This is a genomic window from Paraniabella aurantiaca, from assembly GCF_050309965.1.
Taxonomy (GTDB): Bacteria; Bacteroidota; Bacteroidia; order Chitinophagales; family Chitinophagaceae; genus Niabella.
Genome location: NZ_JBLOSY010000003.1, coordinates 649,658 through 674,418, shown reverse-complemented (window position 1 = coordinate 674,418; position 24,761 = coordinate 649,658). Strand labels below are relative to the sequence as shown.

Annotated in this window: 19 protein-coding genes; 10 read left to right on the top strand and 9 right to left on the bottom strand. The window is 43.3% G+C overall.

The annotated features are described in order from the left end of the window. Positions 1 to 133: 133 nt before the first annotated feature. Together ACLOAU_RS26195 and ACLOAU_RS26190 are read right to left on the bottom strand one after the other, a co-directional pair. Positions 134 to 919, bottom strand: a complete 786-nt coding sequence (locus ACLOAU_RS26195; protein ID WP_427864873.1) for an SDR family oxidoreductase — start codon at positions 917 to 919, stop codon at positions 134 to 136. 13 nt (positions 920 to 932) lie between these two features. Continuing rightward, the gene (locus tag ACLOAU_RS26190) at positions 933 to 2,507 is read right to left on the bottom strand and encodes a M1 family metallopeptidase (protein ID WP_427864872.1); all 1,575 of its coding nucleotides are present in this window, start codon (positions 2,505 to 2,507) and stop codon (positions 933 to 935) included. A 266-nt stretch (positions 2,508 to 2,773) separates the two neighbouring features. On the opposite strand from ACLOAU_RS26190, the gene ACLOAU_RS26185 reads away from it, so the two are divergent. Further along, on the top strand, positions 2,774 to 3,406 hold the full coding sequence (locus ACLOAU_RS26185; protein ID WP_427864871.1) for an START domain-containing protein: 633 nt from the start codon (positions 2,774 to 2,776) through the stop codon (positions 3,404 to 3,406). 54 nt (positions 3,407 to 3,460) lie between these two features. On the opposite strand, the gene ACLOAU_RS26180 is transcribed toward ACLOAU_RS26185, so the two are convergent. Both ACLOAU_RS26180 and ACLOAU_RS26175 read right to left on the bottom strand, forming a co-directional pair. Beyond that, on the bottom strand, positions 3,461 to 4,150 hold the full coding sequence (locus ACLOAU_RS26180; protein WP_427864870.1) for a rhomboid family intramembrane serine protease: 690 nt from the start codon (positions 4,148 to 4,150) through the stop codon (positions 3,461 to 3,463). 52 nt (positions 4,151 to 4,202) lie between these two features. Continuing rightward, complete coding sequence (locus ACLOAU_RS26175; protein WP_427864869.1) at positions 4,203 to 4,847, bottom strand: J domain-containing protein; 645 nt, start codon at positions 4,845 to 4,847, stop codon at positions 4,203 to 4,205. A 233-nt stretch (positions 4,848 to 5,080) separates the two neighbouring features. On the opposite strand from ACLOAU_RS26175, the gene ACLOAU_RS26170 reads away from it, so the two are divergent. From ACLOAU_RS26170 to ACLOAU_RS26130, 9 genes are all read left to right on the top strand, one after another. Beyond that, complete coding sequence (locus ACLOAU_RS26170; RefSeq protein WP_427864868.1) at positions 5,081 to 6,568, top strand: DUF6600 domain-containing protein; 1,488 nt, start codon at positions 5,081 to 5,083, stop codon at positions 6,566 to 6,568. Positions 6,569 to 6,770: 202 nt separating this feature from the next. After that, on the top strand, positions 6,771 to 7,943 hold the full coding sequence (uxuA, locus tag ACLOAU_RS26165; RefSeq protein ID WP_427864867.1) for a mannonate dehydratase: 1,173 nt from the start codon (positions 6,771 to 6,773) through the stop codon (positions 7,941 to 7,943). 284 nt (positions 7,944 to 8,227) lie between these two features. Continuing rightward, positions 8,228 to 8,782: an RNA polymerase sigma-70 factor gene (locus ACLOAU_RS26160; protein WP_427864866.1), complete on the top strand. Its 555-nt coding sequence runs from the start codon at positions 8,228 to 8,230 to the stop codon at positions 8,780 to 8,782. 63 nt (positions 8,783 to 8,845) lie between these two features. Then, positions 8,846 to 10,036: a FecR domain-containing protein gene (locus ACLOAU_RS26155; protein ID WP_427864865.1), complete on the top strand. Its 1,191-nt coding sequence runs from the start codon at positions 8,846 to 8,848 to the stop codon at positions 10,034 to 10,036. Positions 10,037 to 10,326: 290 nt separating this feature from the next. After that, complete coding sequence (locus ACLOAU_RS26150; protein WP_427864864.1) at positions 10,327 to 13,686, top strand: SusC/RagA family TonB-linked outer membrane protein; 3,360 nt, start codon at positions 10,327 to 10,329, stop codon at positions 13,684 to 13,686. A 17-nt stretch (positions 13,687 to 13,703) separates the two neighbouring features. Continuing rightward, positions 13,704 to 15,200: a RagB/SusD family nutrient uptake outer membrane protein gene (locus tag ACLOAU_RS26145; protein ID WP_427864863.1), complete on the top strand. Its 1,497-nt coding sequence runs from the start codon at positions 13,704 to 13,706 to the stop codon at positions 15,198 to 15,200. Between the two features lie 10 nt (positions 15,201 to 15,210). Further along, positions 15,211 to 16,044 carry a DUF4843 domain-containing protein gene (locus tag ACLOAU_RS26140; RefSeq protein WP_427864862.1) on the top strand — a complete coding sequence of 278 codons (834 nt, stop codon included), beginning with the start codon at positions 15,211 to 15,213 and terminating at the stop codon, positions 16,042 to 16,044. Positions 16,045 to 16,073: 29 nt separating this feature from the next. Continuing rightward, a complete protein-coding gene (locus ACLOAU_RS26135; RefSeq protein ID WP_427864861.1) occupies positions 16,074 to 17,522 on the top strand; it encodes a PKD-like family lipoprotein in 1,449 nt (482 codons plus the stop codon). Between the two features lie 30 nt (positions 17,523 to 17,552). Beyond that, positions 17,553 to 18,716 (top strand): redoxin domain-containing protein, encoded by a 1,164-nt coding sequence (locus tag ACLOAU_RS26130; protein ID WP_427864860.1) that lies wholly within the window; start codon positions 17,553 to 17,555, stop codon positions 18,714 to 18,716. Between the two features lie 83 nt (positions 18,717 to 18,799). Here ACLOAU_RS26130 and ACLOAU_RS26125 read toward each other — a convergent pair whose 3' ends face one another. The 5 genes from ACLOAU_RS26125 to tamL form a co-directional block, all read right to left on the bottom strand. Next, positions 18,800 to 20,098, bottom strand: coding sequence for a dicarboxylate/amino acid:cation symporter (locus ACLOAU_RS26125; RefSeq protein ID WP_427864859.1), 1,299 nt, complete (start codon positions 20,096 to 20,098; stop codon positions 18,800 to 18,802). Positions 20,099 to 20,130: 32 nt separating this feature from the next. Then, the gene (locus ACLOAU_RS26120) at positions 20,131 to 20,712 is read right to left on the bottom strand and encodes a hypothetical protein (RefSeq protein ID WP_427864858.1); all 582 of its coding nucleotides are present in this window, start codon (positions 20,710 to 20,712) and stop codon (positions 20,131 to 20,133) included. A 19-nt stretch (positions 20,713 to 20,731) separates the two neighbouring features. Next, the gene (locus tag ACLOAU_RS26115) at positions 20,732 to 21,325 is read right to left on the bottom strand and encodes a sugar O-acetyltransferase (RefSeq protein ID WP_427864857.1); all 594 of its coding nucleotides are present in this window, start codon (positions 21,323 to 21,325) and stop codon (positions 20,732 to 20,734) included. Positions 21,326 to 21,363: 38 nt separating this feature from the next. Continuing rightward, on the bottom strand, positions 21,364 to 22,335 hold the full coding sequence (locus ACLOAU_RS26110; protein ID WP_427864856.1) for a YihY/virulence factor BrkB family protein: 972 nt from the start codon (positions 22,333 to 22,335) through the stop codon (positions 21,364 to 21,366). A gap of 114 nt (positions 22,336 to 22,449) precedes the next feature. Then, the gene (tamL, locus tag ACLOAU_RS26105) at positions 22,450 to 24,744 is read right to left on the bottom strand and encodes a translocation and assembly module lipoprotein TamL (RefSeq protein WP_427864855.1); all 2,295 of its coding nucleotides are present in this window, start codon (positions 24,742 to 24,744) and stop codon (positions 22,450 to 22,452) included. Positions 24,745 to 24,761: the final 17 nt, after the last annotated feature.

The window sequence follows — 24,761 nt, the reverse complement described above, 5'->3', positions numbered from 1 at the left end:
GCGCAAAAGTAAGCAAGATGTACAGTTACTGCGCTATTTTCAGCAGATTGTCTGATTTACCATAAGCTGTTTCTCCAACTATCACCTACAGGGATGGCTTCAGTAGGTTAATAACAAATGCCGGGTGAAGTGATTATATAGATTTTAAAAGCCCCCCATCAACCGGTATGCTGGTGCCTGTTACATAAGCGGCCTGCTCAGAAGCCAGGAAGGTTACCACATTGGCCAGTTCTGCTGCAGTTCCCAGTCGCTGCAGGGGAATGTCTGCTATGGCTTTTGCTTTTATTTCTTCTATAGTAGCATTCCCGGCTTTGGCCTGCGCTTCAAAAAGCTCCGTCAGCCGTTCTGTATCGAAGTTCCCGGTGAGTATATTATTGACTGTTATATGATACTTACCCAGGTCGCGGGATAAGGTTTTGCCCCATGCTACCACGGCCGCTCTTATGGTATTGGATAAAGCCAGGCTATCTACCGGCTCTTTAATGGTTCTTGATGTTAGGTTAACGATCCGTCCAAAGCCCTGCTCTTTCATATGCTTTACTGCCAGCGCTGTAGTATGCTGCACGGTTTGAAACAGCAAGTTAAATGCCGATTGATAGTCTGCCCCCGTTTTTTCCAGTACAGTACCGGCTTTCGGCCCGTTGGTATTATTGACAAGAATATCAACGGTGTTAACACTAAAGTAAGTATCCATTATCTTCTTGTAAGAGTCTAAATCAGCAAAATCAACAACAAGGTAGTTGTGCCGCTGCCCCTCAGTTACGGGAAGTGTTGATACAATAGTACGCAGTTTTTCCTCGTTGCGGGCCATCACCGTAACCGAGGCGCCACTGGCGGCTAATTGCCAGGCTATAGCATAACCCAAGCCCTGGCTGGCGCCACCCACCAGGGCTTTTTTATTTTTTAGTGAGATGATCATGGTGAGGAATTTTTTATAAGCTTCCTTTCTTTTTCAACTCGGCAAAGAAATCATCCAGGTTAACGCCCAGTGATTTTTCAAATGCCGCTTTCATGTCTTCGGGTTGCGGATGTTTATGCTTCCATGTTTTAAAATACTCCTGGAAGGCCGCATCAATTTTATCACGACCAAACATCTGCTCCAGTTCATATAACCAGATAGACGTTTTTATATAAGAGATCAGCCCATATTCTTCCGATGTTTTAAAATCAGCTGCCGGTTGGTCTATTGCTGCTTCCATTGGGATAGATGACAGCGCCCGGTAAGCCGTTTTCTGGAAATCATCGAGGGGTAACTTTTTCATTTGTGGCGGCATCTGGTCGCGGAAGATGGAATTATACCTGTATTTCTCCGCCTCATACCTAAACTGGTAATAAGTGTTTAGTCCCTCATCCTGCCAGGTATGCATGCGCTCATTGCTACCCAGCATGCTCATGAACCAGTTATGGCCAATTTCATGGGCTATTACTCCATCGAGATACTCTTTGCTGGCATCGGGTACGGTGATAATTGTAATCATCGGGTACTCCATACCACCGCTGGAGTTGTTTTTAGGACCTTCAAAAACCTGTACGGTAGGGTAGTCATATTCGCCTATTTTTTCGCTGTAATACCGGGTGCCATCTTTTGCATAGTCGATGCTGTTATTCCAGATCGTATTGGGCTTATTTTTATAATAGGTAAACGCGTCTACAATTTTGCCCGAACGTAATTTTAGCGTGTCATATTGTATCACTACTCCTTTTTCTGCAAACCAGGCAAAATCGGGTACATTTTCTGCATGGTAGGTGAGTGTTTTATTACCCGCTTTTCCTTTATATAATTCGGGAGTGGCGGTACGGTTGGCGGCATTTTTGGCTCCAATAGTTTTATATTGATTTAACTCGTCCTTGTTTTGTAAAATACCCGTAGCACCTACTACATAATCAGCAGGCAGGGTAATATTTACTTTGAAATTGCCATACTCGCTGTAATATTCTCCCATGCTCAGGTAGGGGAATTCGTGCCAGCCGTTTTTATCAAATACCGCAGGTTTAGGGTACCACTGGGTAGCCATATATTGTCCATCGGCATAACCTGAACGTGAAAAATAAGACGGCAGTTTTACCAGGAAGTCGGTAGAGATCGTAGTAGATTGTCCCGGCTTCAGGCTTTTGGGTAATACAACTTTTATAATATCGATATAGTTAGGGTTGCTATGCGGCTCTGTTTTGGCCACTTTCCCGTCTACCTTAAAATTTAAACCATCAATTTCTCCGCGTGTGATCTTAGTAAGGTCCTCTTCAGAGGTGGGGTCATTTTTGAGCTGCTGAAATAATGCAGTGCTATCATTTTTGTAGGCATTAGGCCAGATGTGAAACCAGATAAAATCAAGCGATTCAGGAGAATTGTTTTTATAAACAACATTTATATTGCCTTTAAGCGAATTGCTTTTGTCATCCAGCGCTACATCAATTTTATAATCGACATGTTGCTGCCAATAAGCGCTTTGCGCGAAAACCGTGGTAGTTAAGGTTAGCAAAAGTGATAAGGATAATAATCTCACCATATGTGTAAATTTTTTGAAAGATAAGGAGAAATTTGAAAGCTGTTCACAAAGAAACATTGCTATAGCAAACAGTTATATACTGTTAAGGGTTTCATAAACGCTATTTAAATAAAAGAGAAAAAAACAGTGTTTTTCCATAAGGAAAATCAAAGTACCTGATTTTTTATATTCAGCTGCATAGGGGTAAAAGGATGGTCGCTTGTATTGCTATTATAGGTTCTGATAAAGCGTGTTGACAACTCATTTTTAAATCTAAAAATAAAAGTATGAAAACGGTACTCCCATATTTTGCTCCATTAATACTGGCATTGATGTTCATTAATGTTTGCAGCGCCAGCGATTTTGAGTTAATAAAAGCCGAAAGAAATATATCACTTTACGAACGCTGGGTAAAGCATAATGGCCATACGGTAAGGGAGCTGAAGGCAGATTTTATTGTAAAAGCAGTGTCGGCTCAGGACGTGGTAGCATTATTGAAGAATCCGGCTAAAGGGCCGCGTTGGAATACCAATGCAAGAAACTATAAAATAGCCTATACCAGTAATGATGCGGTTTGGCTTACTTATGTGCGTTATAAAATTCCCTGGCCTATGGATGACCAGGACTGCAGCCTTAAATATTCTTTTAATAAGAGCGATTTAAATAGCCCGGTATGTAATATTTATTTTGAAGGTGTTGATACCGAGAAGTTCCCGGTTGTAAAAAATGTAACGCGCATTACAGGTACCAGGGGTAAATGGGTGGTGCAGAAAGTAAATAATGAAAGTCTGAAAATTACCTACCAGATCGTAACAGATAAAAGTGCCAGTGTTCCCCGCTGGGTGTCTGATCCCATCATACATGACAATCTTTTTAAAACCATTACGGAATTCAGGAAGCTGCTGGAGCAAACTTCCTGATCAGTAAATATTTTTTGGTGGAGTTAAGCTGACCGGCGGGAGGTAGGGCAATACTTATCTCCTTGCCGGTTGTTTGTTAACGAAAAAGCTAACCAGGATGAGACCTGCTATAAAGCCGCCCACATGTGCTGCATAAGCAACGCCGCCGCCTTCGCGACCCATGGCGCCCCAACCTTCAAATACTTGTAGCGCAATCCATAATCCAAGGGCGATAAAAGCATTCACTCTTATAATAAAGGGAATAAAAAATATACGGATCTTGTTTTTGGGAAATAACAGGATATAGCCTCCCAACACTCCGGCAATAGCACCGGAAGCTCCTACAAATGGAACATAAAGGCTGGCATTTGTGTAGGCCGACATACCTACATGCGCTAATGCAGCAAGGATACCGCAAAGCAGGTAAAAAATGAGGTATTTTTTGTGGCCCATTACATTCTCCAGGTTATCGCCAAATATCAGCAGGTACATCATATTACCAATAATATGCCCAAAGCCGCCATGCATAAACATGGATGTGATAATGGTTCCGTAAACGGGTATGGGAGTTACTCCCAATCCACCTCCTACTATATCCCGGTTGGATAAAATCTCTTCCGGTACCGCAGCATAGCTGCCCAGGAAAGCTTCGTTGGTACCCATGCCCTGGGCAAAAATAAATACGAGTATATTAATGGCTATTAAAAGGTAGTTAATATAAGGTGTGATAGTGCGACCCGAATTGTCATCTCCGATAGGAATCATAAGAGTTTAATTTTTATGTTGTTGTATTAAAGCCTATCAAAAAACCTGCCGTCTAGCGTCTTAAAGAAGTGCCCCAGATTAAAATACATAGCATTACTACCAATAAAATAATAAATGCGGGCTTCCAGGTTTCCCAAAAAACTTTTCCAGCGAGTTCTTCCTCTTTTTGCCGAAGCATTTCAATATGATTACTTTGAATGCTTTGTAATTTCTGGAGGTACCCGCTTTGTGCCGTTGTTGGTATGGCTGATGTTAACTGAAACAGCTCTTTTACTATAGCGTCGTTAATGCTTATTTCATCGAAATCATTCAGCAGTTTAATTCGTTCTTCCTTGAGTAAAACGTCCAGCTCATCTTTGATACCGTCTTTGTTCATGCGGTAAATATCCATCCGTTGTATTTTATCACTGGCCGATAAAACCAGTTTTAGTAAATCCTCAGGTGTTCGTACCGGTTGTTCAAATAATTGGCCATTGGCTTTATACAACCATCTTTCCTGCAGGTATTGTTCTTTCTTACTAGGGCTGGAAAGTGTTTCATATGCCTCCTTGATCAGTTCAAAATAAGCTAATGCCGATTGATTGTCAGGGTTTTTATCGGGGTGGTACTGGTGCGCCAGCCTGCGGTAGGCCGATTTTATCTCGGCCATATCGGCTGATGGTGGAATTTGCAGAATCTGATAATAATCGATAGCCATGCGGCAGATATGTTAAGTATTTAATTAACAGCCAGGTATAAATTAGGTTCATCTTATTGATACAAAACCTGTGTAGATGCCCTGGCTGCTACTTATTAAAAATTGTAAAATAAATCATAAAACCTTAAACGCTTATGAATTTTGGCAGCCCGGTGACAACTTAATTTACAATTCCACGTCATATAAACAGAAGGACATACTTCTATAATTATTAAAAAGTAAATTACAATAAAATGAAACGATTTATCAACTCTTTAGGTATTGGATTGATGCTTGCCTTTGCAATGCTATTATCCAGGCCTGTTGATGCGCAGCCGGGGGTAGGGGTGAGTATCAATTTTCAAACATTCTACGATGAGTTGAGTCCTTACGGAGAATGGATCGATTACCCTGAGTATGGGTATACCTGGAGGCCGCGTGTGGGAACTGATTTCAGACCGTACGCTACTAATGGTTCCTGGGCTTATACAGCCGATAACGACTGGATGTGGAACTCTGGTTACGATTGGGGTTGGGCGCCGTTTCACTATGGCCGCTGGTTCCAGGATCCTTATTATGGATGGCTTTGGGTACCGGGTTATGAATGGTCTCCGGCCTGGGTAAGCTGGCGGGGTGGTGGCGACTATTATGGTTGGGCACCCATACGCCCGGGAATTAATATTAGCATTGGCTTTGGTGGTTACAATCCTCCATACGACTACTGGACCTTTGCCCCCTGTCGTTATATGACTTCCATTCATATAGGCCGTTATTACTATCCTTACCGTAATAATGTAACGATCTTCAATCGTACCACTATTATCAATAATTACAATTACGGATCGCGTGGTGGCAATTACAGGGGAGGAAGGAATAGTTATTACACCAATGGACCGCGCAGGGGAGATGTGGAAAGATATACAGGGCGTATTAATGCAGTAACCGTTCGCAACTCCGACAGACCCGGAAGAGCTACTGTTTCAAGAAATGCGGTATCGGTTTACCGTCCTGCAGTAAGCAGAAATGACAATCGCTCTACTTATGCTCCACGTGATGTTCAGCGTTATGACAGGAATAGTGTAGCCAGCAGGGGTACCGACAGAAGTGGAAGAAATATCGATGTGCGCAGCAATTCGAGAGATAATGATTCAAGGGATTACAGGGTGAACTCGTCACCTCGCCGGGAAGATGCGATAAGAACCGATAGAAGCAATGAAGACCGGGGAGTCGCCAACAGGCAGGAGTCATCACGCAGGTTTGGAAATGATGCAGACAGGAACAACCAGCGTAATGAGCAAACGATGCAACGTAATAACGAAATGAGGGAGCGTCAGCAACAGATGCAACGTTCTCAGGAGAACAGATCGTCTACAGACCGTTCAGCTGAAATGAGACAGCGTAACGAAGCTGTACAACAGCAGCGTTCGGCTGAAATGAGACAAAGAAATGAGGGAATGCAGCAGCAAAGGTCAGAGGCAATGAGGCAGCAACGGGAAGCCAGGGTACAGCAAGAGCAGTCGAGAATGGAATCTCAACAGAGATCGGTGCAGCAGCCACAAAGGCAGTATGAAAGCAGGAGCAGGGAAATGCAGGTACAAAGGCAGGAGTCGGCTCCAAGAATGGAGCGCCAGGCGCCAAGCAGAAGTTTTGAAAGCCGTAGCTCAGCTCCTTCACGTTCAATGGGTGGCGGAGAAGGTCGCGGAAGCCGTGGTGGTGGAGAGAGCCGGGGCAGGGGACGATAAGAATTGGGTGAGGTTTAGTTTTTTATATATTTAAAGTTTGCAAAATGGCTCCGGTTTTCCGGGGCCGTTTTTGTTTCGGGTATGGGGTGAAACGAATATGTGCGTATAACGTATAACCAACAGGTACCCGCTTGTTGGTTTACATCGATTGAATTAGCAACTTTTAGAGAAATGCTGCGCTTTTGATCTATTTTAGCGCATTATGAGTTATACAATGATACAAACCATGCGATGGTATGGTGATAACGATGCTGTTTCGCTAAGTGATATACGCCAGTCGGGTGCTACCGGAATTGTAACTGCTTTGCACCACATACCAGTGGGAGCTATATGGAGCCCCGAAGAAATCAATAAAAGAAAGGAAACTGTAGAAGCGGCAGGGCTAACCTGGGAAGTAGTGGAAAGTTTGCCCGTTCACGAGGATATTAAGAAGCGTAACGGCAATTATAAAGAATGGATAGAGAACTATAAGGTGAGTTTAAAAAATCTTGCTGCAAGCGGTATTAAGGTGGTTACCTATAACTTTATGCCGGTACTGGATTGGGTAAGAACCAATCTTGATTATCCGACAGCAACAGGCGCTTTGTGCTTAAGGTTTGGGTGGAAGGAATTTATTGCTTTTGATGTTCATATATTGAAACGCCCGGGCGCGGAAGATGATTATAACGAAAATGATTTAAGGAAAGCCAAGGAGTTTTTTGACAACCTGAGCATCAGTGAAATCGATCATCTTAAAACGTCCTGTTTAATGGGGCTCCCTGGTTCTGAGGGGTTATTTACTACCGAACAGGTTCTGGATCTGCTGAATGAATATGGAGATATTACTGCTGAACAATTGCAGCAAAATCTTTTTTCATTCTTAAATGAAATAGCGCCAGCTGCAGAAGAGGCGGGTGTGCAGTTAGCAATACATCCCGATGATCCTCCGTATCCTATACTGGGACTACCCCGGGTAATGAGTACTGCGGCACATATTGAAGCATTAATAAATAATGTACCCTCCAAAAATGCAGGACTTTGTTTTTGCACCGGTTCTTACAGCGCCAGGAAGGATAATGATTTGTTGGATATGATCAAAAGGTTTGGCGACCGGGTGTATTTCCTGCATTTAAGAAGCACTGACAGAGATGAGGAGGGCAATTTCTTTGAAGCCAACCACCTCGAAGGCAATGGCAATATTGTTTCTATTATTCAATATGTGAGCCAGTTACAAAAAGATCAGCAGCGTCGCATACCGATGCGCCCCGATCATGGTCATCAAATGCTGGATGACCTGCAGAAGAAAACCTACCCCGGGTATTCTGCCATTGGCAGGTTAAAAGGGCTGGCCGAAATAAGAGGAGTGGAAGCGGCCGTTCAAAAATTACACTTATAGACATCAGAAAAGAGTAAGCAAAATGCCAGCGAATATCCGCTGGCATTTTGCATTACACGGGTAAGGCATTTCACCTAAAGTGAATTCTTCCTGGTCAATAACCTCATATCTTTTAAGTTTTAATCCGATATTAGGTCGCAAACACCTTAAGGATGGAGTGTTTTCCCGTCTTTTTATCGTATTATTTTATAATTTAATATTTTAAAATAATTAAATTATACATAACTTCGACCAGGATTTTTTTACATGGGGAGTTGATGATTTCATACAACGAAAAAATATTATTGGATAAAAGTAGTCTGGGAGATGAGGAGGCTTTTAGTCATTTGTTCCTGCAGAAAAAGGACCGGCTATATAGTTTTCTGATGCGGTTTTCGCAATCGCCGGAACTTGTTGAGGACATCATCCAGGATATTTTTCTAAAGCTATGGTCCAATAAAGAGCAGTTAAACTCCATAGAAAACCTGGATGCCTACCTGATCACACTTTCGAAACATCAGCTCATTAATTTGATTCGTCGCCGGGCCAGGGAGACAGCAATCGTGGTCACATTGAGCGGGAAAGCCCGTTTGCATGAAACCAATAATGCACCCGAGCATTTAGCATTGAATGAAACACAGGAAAAACTTGCAGCAATCATCGAACAATTGCCCAACCAGCAAAAAGTAGCCTTTTACCTCAGCCGGCAAACCAATCTTAAACACGAGGAGATAGCATCACTGATGCAGATCTCTAAAAATACCGTGAGAAATCATATAATCCAGGCTATGCGCACGCTGAAAAAGAGCCTGACCTCCCTGCTGGTATCCATTACAGTACATTTTTTTATTTTTTTTTAAGAAGCACTAGTTCTCAGCGAATGCTTATTTGTCTTTACTAGTACTGGATCTAATACCAGGACTATGCATATATCTTATTATAAAAATCTGATCCACAAATGGGGGCGTCAATTAATTTCCGAACAGGAAAAGGGTGAGCTTTTTACCTGGATCAATGAAGAAGCTACAGATGATGAACTTTTAGACATTATGCAGTATGAATATATGCAGGAGGGGTCGGACGGTAGTGTCATGCCTGTAGATATGCAGGAGCGCATTATGAAACGTATTTTCCTGGCTACCGGCCAGCAGGTGAAAACAGCTCCCCGGCTTTGGAGCAAAAGAATTGCCTGGGCTGCGGCTGCCGTTTTTGTGATGGCCATTGCCGGATATATTGCATTGATGCAGCCACCCGCTAAACCGGCCGTTAATCATGTGGCCTCCGCAACTGCCGATATTACAGCACCTATTCTCAACCGTGCGGTAATTACCATGGGTAATGGCCAAACAGTTTATGTAGACAGTATTCAAAAAGGACAAGTACTTCAGATCCCGGGCGGGGTATTGCGAAAGAGCAGGGAGGGCGATCTGGAGTATACGCTGGATAAGCAAGCCGCCGCAGCCGGTACTATGCTCAGTACCCTGTCAAATCCCAGCGGTAGTAAAGTCATACATATTAAACTTACCGATGGTTCCGTAGTGTGGTTAAATGCAGGTTCCAGTATCACGTATCCGGTCGTGTTTAACGAATCTTCCCGCAAAGTTTCCATGAGTGGAGAAGCTTATTTTGATATTGCTCATGATAAAGAAAAGCCATTCATTGTATACAAAAAAGGGGTGGTAAACATAGAAGTGTTAGGCACCCGGTTCAACGTGGCAGCTTATCAACAACAGGCCAAAGTAACCCTGTTAGAAGGATCCGTAAAAATTTCAGCCGACTCGCTGCAGTCGCAGAAAGGGAAATTTAAAATGCTGAAGCCGGGTCAGCAAGCGGTCGTAAACAAAGAAGAAATTCAGCTTGCGGGCACCGATGTAGCGCAGCAGGTGGCATGGAAAGAAGGTTTTTTTAGTTTTAAGAATGATGACCTTTCATCGGTACTCAGCCAGTTGGCCGTGTGGTACGACCTGGAAATTATTAATCATAAATCGGATGATAAACGTTTGTTCAACGGAGAACTGTCAAGAAGCCTCAGCCTGAAGCAGGTACTGGCCGTTTTAGAAGAATCAAATTTATCGTTCAAAATAGAAGGTAAAAAGCTAATAGTAATGCCCTAAAAAAACCGCTCCGGCTGGACCCCGAAGCGGAAAGTGTTTAGTGTGCATAAGAACTCTGTAGAATCTCTTATTATTTAACCAAACTATGCAAAGCTATGCATTTAATGAATTCCTCCTGCCCTGAAGGAGTGGAGCCCGAAGCTATACCAAAAACTACACGTTTAGCATGTCCTGGAAAAAGCTGTTGGTGGCATTTTATAATGTCGTCAAGTGCCAGCGTTTGCAGGAGCGTTTTGTTTGAACAGGCAGTTTTGAGGGGCTACGGGATCAGCAAAAAAACTGTTTTAAAAATGAAACTTACAGTAATTGTAATCCTGGTTGCGATTTTATCCTGTTCGGCGGCTGATGGCTATACGCAGTCTGTTACGCTTAATGAGCGTGGCGTATCAATTGAGCAGGTGTTGAAGATGATTCAAAAGCAAACCGGGTATGGCCTGTTTTATGATGCCAGTTTATTTGATAAGAGTGATAAACTGAACATCAATATCAAAAATGCATCAGTACAGGAAGCATTGCAGGCGAGCCTTAGGCAGGAACGGGTTAGTTTCAGCGTTGTCAATGGGGTTATCATTATAAAACCTATGGTATCACGGCCTGCATCTGCCCCGGCCTTGGAAGCGGTTTCTTTAGGGATAGACGTCACCGGTCGTATTGTCGGGGACGACGGTATTGCTATCGCAGGTGTTTCAGTTCAGGTAAAAGGCAGTTTGGGCAAAGGAACGGTGAGTAACAGCGATGGACGGTTTGTGCTTACAGATATCGACGAAACTGCTGTATTGATAGTAAGCGGTGTTAATATTGAGCCGAGGGAGGTGAAAGTGGGCCGGAAGAAAGATCTTGGAAATATAATAGTATCCATCAAAATAGCTGCACAAGAGGAGGTTAAGGTTATCAGCAACGGCTATCAAACCTTAAATAAAAACACGTTTACGGGTACAGCAGTGGCAATAACCGGTGAGGAGCTGAAAAGAGTGAGTACACAAAACCTGTTCCAGGCAATACAGGTGCTTGATCCGTCCTTCAGGTTGCTCGATAACAATTTTGCAGGTTCTAACCCTAATAATCTTCCAACAATCAATGTGAGGGGAACTTCTGCCTTGCCTACCGGTAGTAATGATATTTTAAGAAGAGACAATATCACCGGTATGGCCAATATGCCCGCTTTTATCCTGGATGGATATGAAGTAAATGTTCAAAAAATATTTGACCTTGATCTGAATCGTGTTGCTTCGGTTACGCTGTTAAAGGATGCGGCTGCTACTGCAATTTACGGATCGAGGGCCGCTAATGGTGTATTGGTAATTGTAACCAAATTGCCCAAGGAGGGCAAGCTCCAGTTCTCTTACCAGCATGAAACAAATATAATGGCGCCTGATCTTACCGGCTATGATGTTTTAAACGCTGCTGAAAAGCTGGAGTATGAGAAGAAGGCTGGTGTTTACACCGCTGCTGCTCAGAATACTATTTCGCAGGATGAGCTGGATGAACTTTATTATCACAGGTACAAGAATGTAGTGGGTGGGGTAAATACCTATTGGCTTTCTCAGCCACTGCGAACCGCTATAGGGCAAAAACACGGTTTATCCCTGGAGGGTGGTTCTAATACCTTTCGTTATGGTGCCGACTTGCGATATCAAACCCGGCCTGGTGTCATGAAGGGTTCGGGCAGAGATCAGTACTCGGGAGGTATGTTCTTCAGTTATAATCTGAATAATAAGATCAGGTTTCAGAACGAACTTTCCATTACATCGGTACAAGGCAGGGAGTCGCCTTACGGCAGCTTTACATCTTACGTAACCATGAACCCTTATTACCCTAAAACAGATGAGAACGGGAATACCATTCAGAATGTGGATGTATGGACCAGGCGGGCAGCCAGTGGCACTTACATATATGACTATGTGCTAAACCCTATGTACAATGCAACGTTGAGTAGTTTTGATAAAACGAAGTACAACGAAATACTTAACAACTTTGCAACTGAAATAGAACTGGTGAAAAACCTGAAGTTGCGCGGGCAGATCAGTATGTTGAAACGAATGAGCACCGGCGATCGTTTTGTTTCACCACTGGCTAATGAATTTTACTTCTATGAAGCAGCCAGGGCCGATGAAAGAGGTAGCTATACCAGCAGCGCGAATGATGTTACAACCTGGGATGGAAATTTAAGGCTGAACTGGATTAAACAGACCGGTGGTCATGTCATTAACCTGGTAGCCGGGTCCAATATCCGTACGGATCGTTCGGATGCGAAGTTTTTCACAGCGATAGGATTTCCCAATGACCGCTTTACCAGTATTGGATTTGCCAAAGGATATGCTGAAAATGGAAAACCGGGTAGCAGTTTATCTGAATCTCGCCTGTTCGGCGTTTTTTCCAGTGTCAACTACTCTTTTAAAAACCGTTACCTGTTAGATGGTACGGTACGGATAGACGGATCTTCATTATTCGGAGCTAATAACCGTACGGCTCCTTTTGGATCTTTCGGTGTGGGTTGGAATGTAGATAAAGAAAACTGGTTCAATATACCGCAGGTAAGCCAGCTTCGCTTACGCTTTACAACCGGCCTTACCGGTTCGGTTCAGTTTGCTCCCTTCATGGCACAAACCACTTACTCCTACGATCAGAATAACTGGTATTCTTCCGGTTTAGGCGCTTACGTAAACACTTACGGCAATAGCGACCTGTCCTGGCAGAAAACAACCAATATGGACTGGGGCGTGGATCTGGGATTATTCCAGGATCGGATTTTCCTGTCTTCGAGAGTTTACCGGAAACTTACCCGGGATATATTGACTGATATCAGTATCGCACCTTCTACCGGGTTCTCTACTTATAAAGATAACCTGGGCGATATGGAAAACAACGGGTTTGAGGTAAACCTGCGGGCCAACATCATACAGAATAAGACCTGGACCGTAGGGCTTATGGGTAACTTCGCACGCAATACCAATAAGATCGTAAAGATCTCCAATTCTTTAAAAAGCTATAATGAGCGGGCAGATGAGGCACAGCAGGGCGATGATCTGAAGGCCGTTCCGTTGTTGCGTTACAATGAAGGCCAATCTATCTATGCTATTTATGCGGTGCCTTCGTTGGGTATTGACCCGGAGAACGGGAAAGAGATTTTTGTGAAACGGGATGGCTCTCTTACCTACGAGTGGGACGCCAGGGATATAACAGTAGTGGGAGAAAATACGCCTAAGCTGGAAGGCTCTTTTGGTACCACACTGCGCTATAAACAATTGATGATGGTAGCTTTTTTTCAAACCCGGTTTGGAGGCGACATGTATAATCAAACCCTGGTAGACCGGGTGGAAAATGCCGATCCCCGTTATAATGTAGACAGGCGTGTGCTGGAACAAAAGTGGCAGCAACCCGGCGACGCGGCCTTCTATAAAAACATAGCAGATTTGGGAACAACCCGTGTTTCCTCGCGCTTCGTAATGCCCGACAATCTGATTAATTTCTCCTCACTCAATCTCACTTATGATGTAGATTCCCGGCTTGCTTCCAGGCTTTCTCTGACCGGACTTCGGTTCGGCGTTACGGCTAATGACCTCGCGAGGTGGTCTTCAGTAAGAGTTGAGCGCGGCATTGATTATCCGTTTGCGCGTAACATCAGTATTACCCTGCAAGCCATTTTCTAATTAACAAAAAAGACATTATGATAAAGACAAATCATATCCTTATATGCCTGACGGTGCTGACGCTTTTTAGCTCCTGTAAAAAGTGGCTTGACCTGCAACCCGAAAGCCAGATATCGGAAGATGTTTTATTTACTACAGAAGAAGGATTTAAAGAAGCTCTTATTGGTATCTACACACGCTGCACCAGAACTGATATTTATGGAAAAGAGCTAACCATTGGTACGCCTGAAGTGCTGGCCCAAAACTACAGCATCAGCGCCAACGATCCCTTGCGCTATCTGAAAACCAAGGCCTACGATTACAAAGATCCTAATTTTATTTCCCGCAAAGATGATATCTGGAAGGGCTTATATAATGCCATTGTTAACTGCAACCTGATACTGGGTAAGATAGATGAGAAAAAGAACCTGTTTATGCCCGGTAACTATGAGTTGATCAAAGGTGAAGCGTTGGGATTAAGGGCCTATCTGCATTTTGATGCACTCAGATTATTTGCACCCTCCTTCGCCAGTAATCCCAATGCGGCGGCAATTCCTTATGTAACCCAATACTCGAATAAAACAACTCCATTGTCTACGGTGACCCAGGTGCTCGACTCAGCGATCTTTGACCTGGAGCGTGCCAAACAGTTATTGAATAAGGATCTGATACGCAGCGCTGCTTACCGGGTAGGTTATCCCACACAAACAGATACAACACTCAATACCGAAGAGGGCGCGCGCGATCTGTTTTTACATAACCGCCGGCATCGCCTGAATTATTACGCTGTATGCGGAACATTGGCAAGAGTTCAGTTATACAAAAATAATAAACCACAGGCCCTGGCTAATGCGCAGGAAGTGATCAGTGCCAATAAGTTTCCATGGACAAAAGCTGAAGATTTTTTAGCTGTAGACGAGGATAAGAAAGATCTCATGCTTTACAAGGAGCTTGTATTTAGCTGGTTCATTCCCACGCTGGATGCCACCTATAACAGCAGTTGGTTTTCGGGTGGTGTTACCGGTATGCATCTGACACAGGAAGCATCACAGGAATTTTATGAAACGGGTACCGTAGGTAGCAATGATATGCGATACAAACAATGGTTTACTACGGTAAATAACCAGGCAAGCTATATTTCAGAAATACATAAATATCGCAGAAACAGTACCAGTACTACGAGCACCGCGAACCTTGCTTATATGGTGGCGCCGGCGATACGATTAAGCGAGATGTATTTCATAGCTGCGGAATGCAGTTATGCGGCTAACCCGGCTGCTGCTACAGCTTTTATAGATGAGGTGCGCAGCCACAGGGGTATCGGTGAGAAGATTACCGTAGCTAATGAGACGGCCCTTAGAAACGAGCTCCTGAAAGAATACCGGAAGGATCTGTTTGGGGAAGGACAGTTATTTTATGCGTTTAAAAGATGGAATGTAGCTATCAGAGGTCAGAATGGTACCAGTTATCCGGCTTCCAACAACATTTTTGTGCTGCCGCTACCTGATGATGAGATTATTTATGGCAACCGTTAAAACTTAAATTATGAGTCTATATATAAAGATATTATTAAGCAGAAAAGGGGGCTACCTGTTGTTCATGGTATTGCTCGCTGCCGGCTGCAAAAAGGCAGAGCCCCTAACTTTTGATCATGCTGCCAACATCTATTTCGATTTATCTCAGCAGCAAAAAGATAGCATCTCTTACACATTTGCTTATGATCTGGCAAAAGCTACTGATACAATAAATATTCCGGTTACGATTTCCGGTAAACGAATTTCGCAGGATCGCTTTTATACCGCCTACGTAGAAACGGACTCTTCAACCGCAGTACCCGGAACCCACTTTAAGCCCCTTGAATCACAGTATACCATTCCCGCGTTGGAAGGTAGAACCGTGTTGCCGCTGGTTGTTTATAACCGGCCTGACCTGGAAGACAGTTCCAGAACAATTATCGTGAAATTAAGGGCTTCAAGAGATTTGGGTATAGAAAACCCTGCTATTATCAGGGCCAGGGTGGTACTCTCAGCAAGGCTGGAGCAGCCTGCATGGTGGAGCATGTGGTGTGGCGCTTATTCTAGAACGAAGCATCAGTTGTTCTTAATTGTGACGGGTATCACAGAACTATCTACCGCGGGACTGGATGCTCCAAAGAACCTGTACATCGCCAACCTGCTGACGGTGATGCTCAATAACCCTTTTGATTGGGTAGCTGGTAATGCAGGCAAGGGCTATGTACTGGAGGCGGTAACTACGGGCAGTACAGATGCTTATTATTTCTACACACCTCAGAATCCAAATAAGAAAATACTGTTGCAGAAAAATACCGGATCAGGAAGGTATTTCTTTATAGATGAAAATGGACAGGAGGTAAGATAGGTGAGCTTGCCCGAGAAAAAAATATTTGAATGAAAGTTAAACATAATAAGATGATCAGACAATACAGCCTTTTGTTGATGGTTTGCGGCATTATACTGGTTTCCTGTTTTAAGGATAAAGGTAATTACGATATAGCGCTCCCGGTAGAGCCGGTAATTTCCAACCTGGATACAGTATACACTGCTTACGTAGGCGATAGCCTCATCATTGCACCCAAGGTGACGGCGCCTGCCGGTGCAGATCTTGAATTTGAATGGAGAATTATGGTACCTGAAGCAATCAGTGATACGTTGTACCGTTTCACAGGCCCATCGCTGCGTATTATTTTTGGCTTGCAATCGCGCAGGTATCGTACCAAGCTCACGGTGCATAACAAGACTAATGGAATGAAATATTTTCATTGGTTCGAGATACAGGGTGTTACTGAATTCACCAGGGGCACCACTGTTTTGAGTGTTGAAAACGGAATAACGCAGTTCTCTTTTGTAAAACCGGATGGAACCGTGCAGCCCAGGGTTTATGAAGCGATTAATAACAAAACCCTGCCTGCTGATCCCCTGCACTTATTTTATCTTACCAACCAGTTTACAGGAAATACACCACTGGGGTACTGGATCATCACCAAAAACGGAGGTGTTCGTTTAAACGTCAGTACAATGATGGAAGACGCGATAAATCCTAATACCTTAAGGGATAACTTTTTTACTCCGCCTGCCGCTATACAGGTTGGCTCTTTGCAAAAGAACCCACAGGGTGTAATGGTTGGGGTGATCAACGGTAAGTTTTACGGAGGGGCCACCACCACATGGGATCAGTCGCCTACGTATGGGATGTTTGGAGGATTTGCCAATGGAGAATATGAGCTCGATCCTCATTTTATAATGACCAATATTAATAATAACATCACTTATATAGCTTTTGAAAATAATAAAAAGCAATTTACACGCATCAACTCTTACGGCGTACCTACTTACTTTGGCACAGACTACACCGTAGTGAACCGTACAGTTTTTGATCCTACCAGCGTAGGAATGGACCTGACTGAAATGGTACAAATCAACAGCACCGATACATATGCGTATTGCAGGGATAATGCCGGTGTTATGCAGGAACTGATGTTCAACGTGAACTTTAGCGGACCCTTTACCTTTACCGCCCGTCATAAGCGACCCTTTATCAGGCAGGAGTTATTTACCGCTAAAACGAAACTGGTAGCCAGCAGAAGCGGTGCCATTTACATTGCTTCAGGAACTGCAATTTATCGGTATAACCCGCTTAATGAAGAACTGAGGCCCTTAAACACCACCTTCAATAGTGATGTAACCATGCTTAAACTCTCCGATGATGAGAACACGCTGATCGTTGGAACGGCTAACAGCCTGGTTTATTTAAACATTAGTGTTGGTAATTATGGCGACCTGGTTAGCAGGGTAAATGGTATTCCCGGGTCACCTGTAGATATACAAATAAGAAATTAATCAATCGATCACCAGATAAAAAAGTATACAATGAAGTCAATAAAGATCACGCTTGTAGCGATGGTACTTACCCTGAGTGCAGCCGCTCAGAAAAAGGCATTTAAATTAGAGGGTACTGCACCGGCCAGTAAGGAAGGGGCAACAGTATACCTCGATTATCAGAATGAATCGGGTAGTGTAGCCGATTCGGCCATTATTAAAAACGGGAAATTTTCTTTTAAGGGCACTGTAGATGAGCCCTCCTATTCACGTATGATATTGGATCATAAAAACCAGGGCAAATACTGGATTGCGAATGTTGGTGACCGTTTGTTTTTTTACCTGGCCAATGAAAGCTACAAGATCGAGATTAGAGATTCTGTACAATCGGCCCGCATTACCGGCTCGCCTACTCAGGCAGCGTTTCAGTCGTATATAAAAGAAATCGGAGGTGACTTTATGATGATAATAGGTGCTGCTCAGGCTGCTCAGGCTGCTATACCTCAAAATGTACCCGATTATAATGAGCGTGCGAAAAAGCTGTATGATTCAATCGAACAAAAATTTGAAGATCGCCGGTTGAAGGAAATTGAATTCGCCAAGCGTAATCCAGGGTCCATTTTCTCAATCGATGCCCTTACTGATGCCGCCAACAAGCACCCGCTTAGTTCGCTGGAGCCTATTTTTTTAGCGTTGACCGACGAGGTGCGCAGCCTGCGGGGAGGCAAGGCGCTTGATACAAGAATACTTGCAGAGAAGACCATCAAAATTGGGAATATTGCACCTACATTTTCGCAGGCAGATACCAGTGGGAAATTGGTTCACCTGGCCGATTACAGGGGGCAGTATGTATTGGTTGACTTCTGGGCCAGCTGGTGTAAGCCCTGCCGCGCTGAGAACCCGAATCTTAAAAAGGCGTACGATAAATATAAAGATAAACTTACGGTGATCGGCGTTTCGTTAGATGATAAGGACACCAGGGAGGCATGGATTGCGGCAATACATAAAGATGACCTGCCCTGGGTACATGTTTCCGATTTAAAAGGATGGAGTAATGAAATTGCATTGAGATATGGGGTACGGGCAGTTCCTCAAAACTACCTGTTAGATAAGGAAGGTAAAATTATTGCTTCTAACTTGCGCGATGAACGGCTGCACGAGGTTTTGAATGACGTGTTTTCTGGTAAAACGCCGGTAGCAGTTAAAGCCGATTAGAAATTATCCTGCCCACAGGATTTAAAAAGGGACTATTCGCCTTAGGATGAATAGTCCCTTTTTAAGTATTTTTTGCTGCAATCTCAAGCAGCTTGCTTCACACCTAATACGGTATCCAGCTGTTCCTTATCCAGTTGCTTTTCCCAGCGTGCAATTACCACCGTTGCCACCGCATTGCCCACCATGTTGGTTAACGCGCGGCATTCACTCATAAACCGGTCTATCCCTAATATTAATGTCATTCCTGCAATGGGCACTTCCGGCACTACGGCCAGGGTAGCAGCTAAAGTAATGAATCCTGCCCCACTTACACCCGCCGCGCCTTTAGAGCTCAACATGGCTACCAATAGCAGTACAATCTGGCTTTCTAAAGGCAGGTCAATATTACAGGCCTGTGCTATAAACAGTGCTGCCAGGGTCATGTAAATATTGGTGCCATCCAGGTTAAATGAATAACCTGTAGGAACTACCAATCCCACGATGGGTTTGGCGCAGCCTGCCCTTTCCATTTTCTGCATCAGGCTGGGTAAGGCGGCTTCCGATGAGCTGGTGCCTAGTACCAGCAATAATTCATCCTTTATATATTTTAAAAACCTGAAAATAGAAAAGCCGTTGTACCGGGCTACAGCTCCCAGTATTACGATTACGAATAACAGAGACGTGGCATAAAAGGTAATAACCAATGCCAGTAAATTGCCGATGGAAGAAATGCCATATTTGCCAATGGTAAAAGCTATGGCGCCGAAAGCCCCGATGGGAGCCAGTTTCATTAAAATAGCCACTACTTTAAAAACCGGATAAGCCAATGCCTCCATAAAATCTAGTACCAGCTTGCTCTTGGGCATAGTGAGCGATATACCTATGCCAAATAATATGGCTATTAATAATACCTGTAAAATATTATCGCCTGTAAGCGGGCTTACCAGCGTTTTAGGGATAATATCGAATATGAACTTGATGAGCGAGCTATCATGCGCTTTGTTTACATATTGCTCAATAGTGGATGCATGCAATGTTGCGGGGTTGATGTTAAGCCCCTTGCCTGGCTTAACAATATTGCTTACAATAAGACCTAATATAAGCGCCAGTGTAGAAAAGGTTATAAAATACAGGAAAGCCTTTCCCGCAACGCGGCCTACTTTTTTCATATCGTTCATAGAAGCAATACCTGCCGTGATGGTTACAAATATCACAGGGGCTATGATCATTTTGATCAAAGCAATAAAGCCATCTCCCAGTGGCTTCATTTGCTCGGCGAGGGATGGTTTAAAATAACCTAACAGCGCGCCTATAGTAATGGCTATTAATACCTGAATATATAGTACCTGGTAAAATTTTTTCTTTCGGGCAGGCGTGTCGTTTGGATGTACTTCAACAATCATTCGTTCATTTCTTTCCGGAAATATCGGAAAAATTATTCAAGCAATTCTTTGGGAACGATCTTTTTTAAAAAAGGCATCTTGTCTTCTTCCATTACTATAAACTTCCATTCGTTGAGGTTTTTGGATTTAGCAATCACATCTTTTATAGAACGGATGGTATAATAGCCGGTTGCTTTGTTATAAGTTACATTGGGTTCACCAAACTTCGATTGTAATGTTAATGTAAGAAACTCATTTTCTGCCAAAGTGGAATCAGTTTGGGTGGAGTCGGTTCCGAATTTCATGCGAAGGATGTTGGAGTACTGCAGTTTCAGGAAATGAGCACTGTCAATTAGCCTGGCTTCGCCTACCTCCAGTACCCTGGCAGAATCTATCTGGTAATCGAATTCCGGCATATTAAAGATACTTTCCATAGCTGTAATCATTTGTTCCCTGGGGATTAGTGTATAGAAGTCTTCAATAATAAAATCGGCGGCCTTCCTGAAATCTTTTTTAACGATCAGGTTGGTGTAATGCATGAACTGCTGCTCTGCAGTTTTTTTGTAGTCCTGGGCAATAGCATCTGTAAACCACATGCAAACAATAACCAGGATTATCAGGGGCCGGGCTTTCATGGGAGAAGTTTAGGAGTGATTAAAATTTTAAGTTCCTGAAATAATACTGTTGATCTTCATCTGTAATGCTTCGTATGGCTTTGCATGGGCTACCTACCGCGATGACATTGGCGGGAATGTCTTTAGTTACGACACTGCCTGATCCGATCACCGTGTTGTCTCCAATAGTGATACCCGGATTAATCACCGTGTTGCCGCCAATCCAAACATTATTGCCAATCGTCACGGGGAATGCGTACTCGTATGCTTCATTCCTTGGTTCATAATGTATGGGGTGCCCCGCCGTATAAATAGCCACGTTAGGCGCCAGTAACACATTGTCGCCGATAGTTACGGGCGCGCAGTCCAGTATAATACAATTGTAGTTAGAGTAAAAGTTTTCGCCAATGGTGATATTGTAACCGTAGTCGCAATAAAATGGCGGTTCTATATGAAATTGAGTACCGGTGCGCCCCAGCAATTTTCTTAAGAGCCCGTTCCGTTCTTCCAATTTAAAAGGATGCAGCTGATTGATCTGGTAATTCAGGTCTTTAGCCAGTTGACGTTCTTCAAACAGCTGGGGCTCAAACGATTTATAAGGTTGGCCAGCCAGCATTTTTTCTTTTTCAGTCATAGTTTTAAATAGTGTTATGCTGTAAATGTAAGGTTTGTTTATTGCTCTGACGTATACTCGGGATGTTGCGGTGGTAGTTGTTTTACATGCTTCTCTTCTGTTATCACTTCCACGTGCACTGCGTATTTTGATGGTCTGATACTTTCACTATATTTTTCGGCATATACCTGCGTAAACTCTGCGCCAAAGTATAAAATAAAGGCAGTGTAGTATACCCATAGTAATACGATGATAATTGTACCTGCAGCTCCGAAGATAGCGCCTGGACTAGATTTGGTAATGTATAAATCTATAAGGAGTTTACCTATACCAAATAAAACTGTTGTAAAGGCAGCACCTACAAAAGCCGGTTTCCATTTGATGATCACATCCGGTAATACTTTGAAAATAACTGCGAACAGAAAGGTAATAACGCTAAAGGTTACAACGTTATTAATAATAAAAAACAGCCAACCCGAATTTACGGGCACCAAGTCCTGAAATCGTGTTTGAACACTGCCTAAAATACTATTAAGGATCAGGGATACCAGTAGCAGAAATCCAAGGGAAATGATCAGTGAAAAGGATTTTAGCCGGTTAGTTAACAAGCCCATAATACCTTTTCTGGGTTTGGCTTTAACTTTCCATATTGTATTCAAACTGTCCTGTATTTCCAGGAATACAGCCGTGGCACCAATAATAAGAGATATGATACCAATGATCAGTGCTACCGTAGTTTTGCCGCTTAGGCTGGCTTGCGATACAATATTCTGGATTTGCAGCGCCGTGGCATTGTCGGTAAACTGGCTTACTTCTTCAAAAATCTTCCCTTCAATAATCTCTTTTTTATAAATAAGACTTGCCGAAGCGATGACAATCGTGAGCAGGGGCGCCATGGAAAAAACGGTGCAATACGCCAGTGAAGAACTGAGTTTCGGAACCTTGTCGGCGGAGAAACCTTTAGCTGATGCGATCAGGAGGTCGCCTGTATTTTTAAAGAAGCTTTTTGATTTGCTGAACGCTCTTTTCATGAGGCTTAACTTATTTTGAGTATAATTGAATAATTATATTCAATAATAAAGCCATACTGCCTGTTTTAATAAAAAAGATATTGCTTAACGCTCTGATTGATAATTACCTGTTCGTTAAAACGGATAGCCAATACCGATATTCAGAATAAGATTTTGCTTACGCCAGGCAGGGTCACCGAATTTTATCTGGTTAAATACCCAGCGCTCACCGGCGGGTAACCATGGTTTTCTAAAAGGCATGGCCAGGTCGAACCTGATTACAAAAATGCTGGCATCTACTCTCAGGCCAACCCCGCCGCCAACAGCAAATTCATTGATGGCATTGCGTAACCTGAACTGGCTACCTATACGGGATGTATCTGCTTTAGCCGTCCACACATTGCCCGCATCTACAAAAACGGCTCCATGTATCACGCTGAATAATTTGGCACGAAGCTCTCCATTGAGCATCATTTTTATATCGCCACCCTGGTCGGGGAAGATATTGCTCGAATCCAGATTAAGGTCATAATTGTAGGAACCCGGGCCCAGGGATCTCGCCCTGAAAGCCCTGATATCATTACTACCTCCTGCAAAAAATTGTCGTATATAAGGGAGCACCGTGCTATTGCCATACGGAATACCATAACCAATGTTGGCGCGCCCGGCCAGGATTAACTGGGGCTTGATTTTATAGTAGTCGCGAAAGTCTGCTTCCAGTTTGATGAACTGGTTAACCGCCGTATTAAACAATGTTTTTTGACCCTGGTCATTCTTTTTAAGAAAAGCATTTACCAGGTTGCCTGCTGTTTCAGCAGTACCCTGGAAATAAATATTGTTTCGTTTAGCATCCTGAAACTGGTCGCTATAAGTAAAGCGGTAATTAGTGCTGAATATAAACTGGTTCTCGTAGTTACCCCTTAAACTGGGCACTCTTACCAAAAGTTTTTCAAGGCTGTCCGTTGTTTTTAGTGTGCGTACATAAGTAACGGAGAAAGGATTGAATGTATGGTCCACAAACTGACTTCCCTTCCAATTATAACCAAACTCGGCGTTGCCGGATAGCATGGTGAAATAAAGAGCCCTGTTCAGCAGCTGCCCTCCCAGCGTTATATGTGTTTTAGGTACATAATTGCTGGCACTTTTAAAATTGACAGGCGCAATAATACGGGGGAAAATGAGCCTTGCACTGGCGCTTACTGAATAGGAGTTGGTTCTGGCTCCACTCACCTGTGTTTCAAACCCGCCTGCTAAGCTGGTTACCAATTGCTCAGCACCTCTGAACAGGTTGCGGTTGGTATTAGATAATTTTATTTCAGATCCTACGAAGTTGTTCGATTTACTGGTGCCGGTTACCTGTAAAGACATCGAGCGCTTTTTTTGAGGAGTAAGATAAAAATTAGCATCCAGTAAATCGCTTTCCAGGGTGTCTATGGGTCTGAACTCAGCTTTTACAAAACGGAAGGTACCCAGGTTAACCAGGCGGTTGAGGCTAAGGCTATGATCGGCACGATTATACAACTCATCTTTCTGAAAGAAAACCAATCTGTCGAAAATCCTGGGCTTGTAAGTGTTTTGCGGATCGTAAATTTTGAAGTCGTTATGTATTATTGGTTTTGATAACCGCAGTGCAGAATCACGCCTTATATTATAATTTGGATAAATTTTGATCTCGTTGATCCGGTAAGGTTTTAAGCCTTCGACAGGAGTAATGTCTTTTACTTTTACATACACATTTGCTTTATTATCACCGATGGTGCTATCTACCTGAAGTAATAGGAAGTCGGGATTAAAGAAGAAGTATCCTTTTTCTTTCAGATCGTTATCAATGCGTTCCCTTTCGGCTGTAAATACATCTATATCGTAAAAAATACCAGGTTTTAATAACGACTTATCTGACCCGCGCCTGATGATATTATTTAACGCGGTAGGTTCAGCAGGAAATTTAATTTCATTAAGGGTATATCTGTCCTTGGTTATGGCCTTATATTCTGCACGACCCGTGCGCCCTTTTATAATAGCTTCACCTGTAACTGCAGCCTGCAGGTAACCCTTACTGATCAGGTGGCTTTGCAGTATATTGATGTTGTTTTGCAAGCGAAGATCGCTCATCAAAACAGGTGGCTCACCCAGTTTGGTCCGGATCCAGTTCCGCAATCCCTTGGGCTTTTTAGGTTCGCCGGCCAACGCATAAAAAGAAAGCTTGTATCGCATGCCCAGAATCTTTTTGTTGGGCTGGGGGCGTGTCATTTCTTCCAATGTGCTTTTCAATGCTTTTTCACCAGGAACTTTTTTAGCACTATCGGGGTTTATTTTTACCGTTGCGCCGGTATATAAAACCTGGCCTTCCTTCAGGGCTTTTAAGCCTGTACAGGAGGCCGCTGTAAAAATAATAGTTGCTAATATTGCTATGTTATAAAATGTCCGCATTCTTATATTGTTATCGT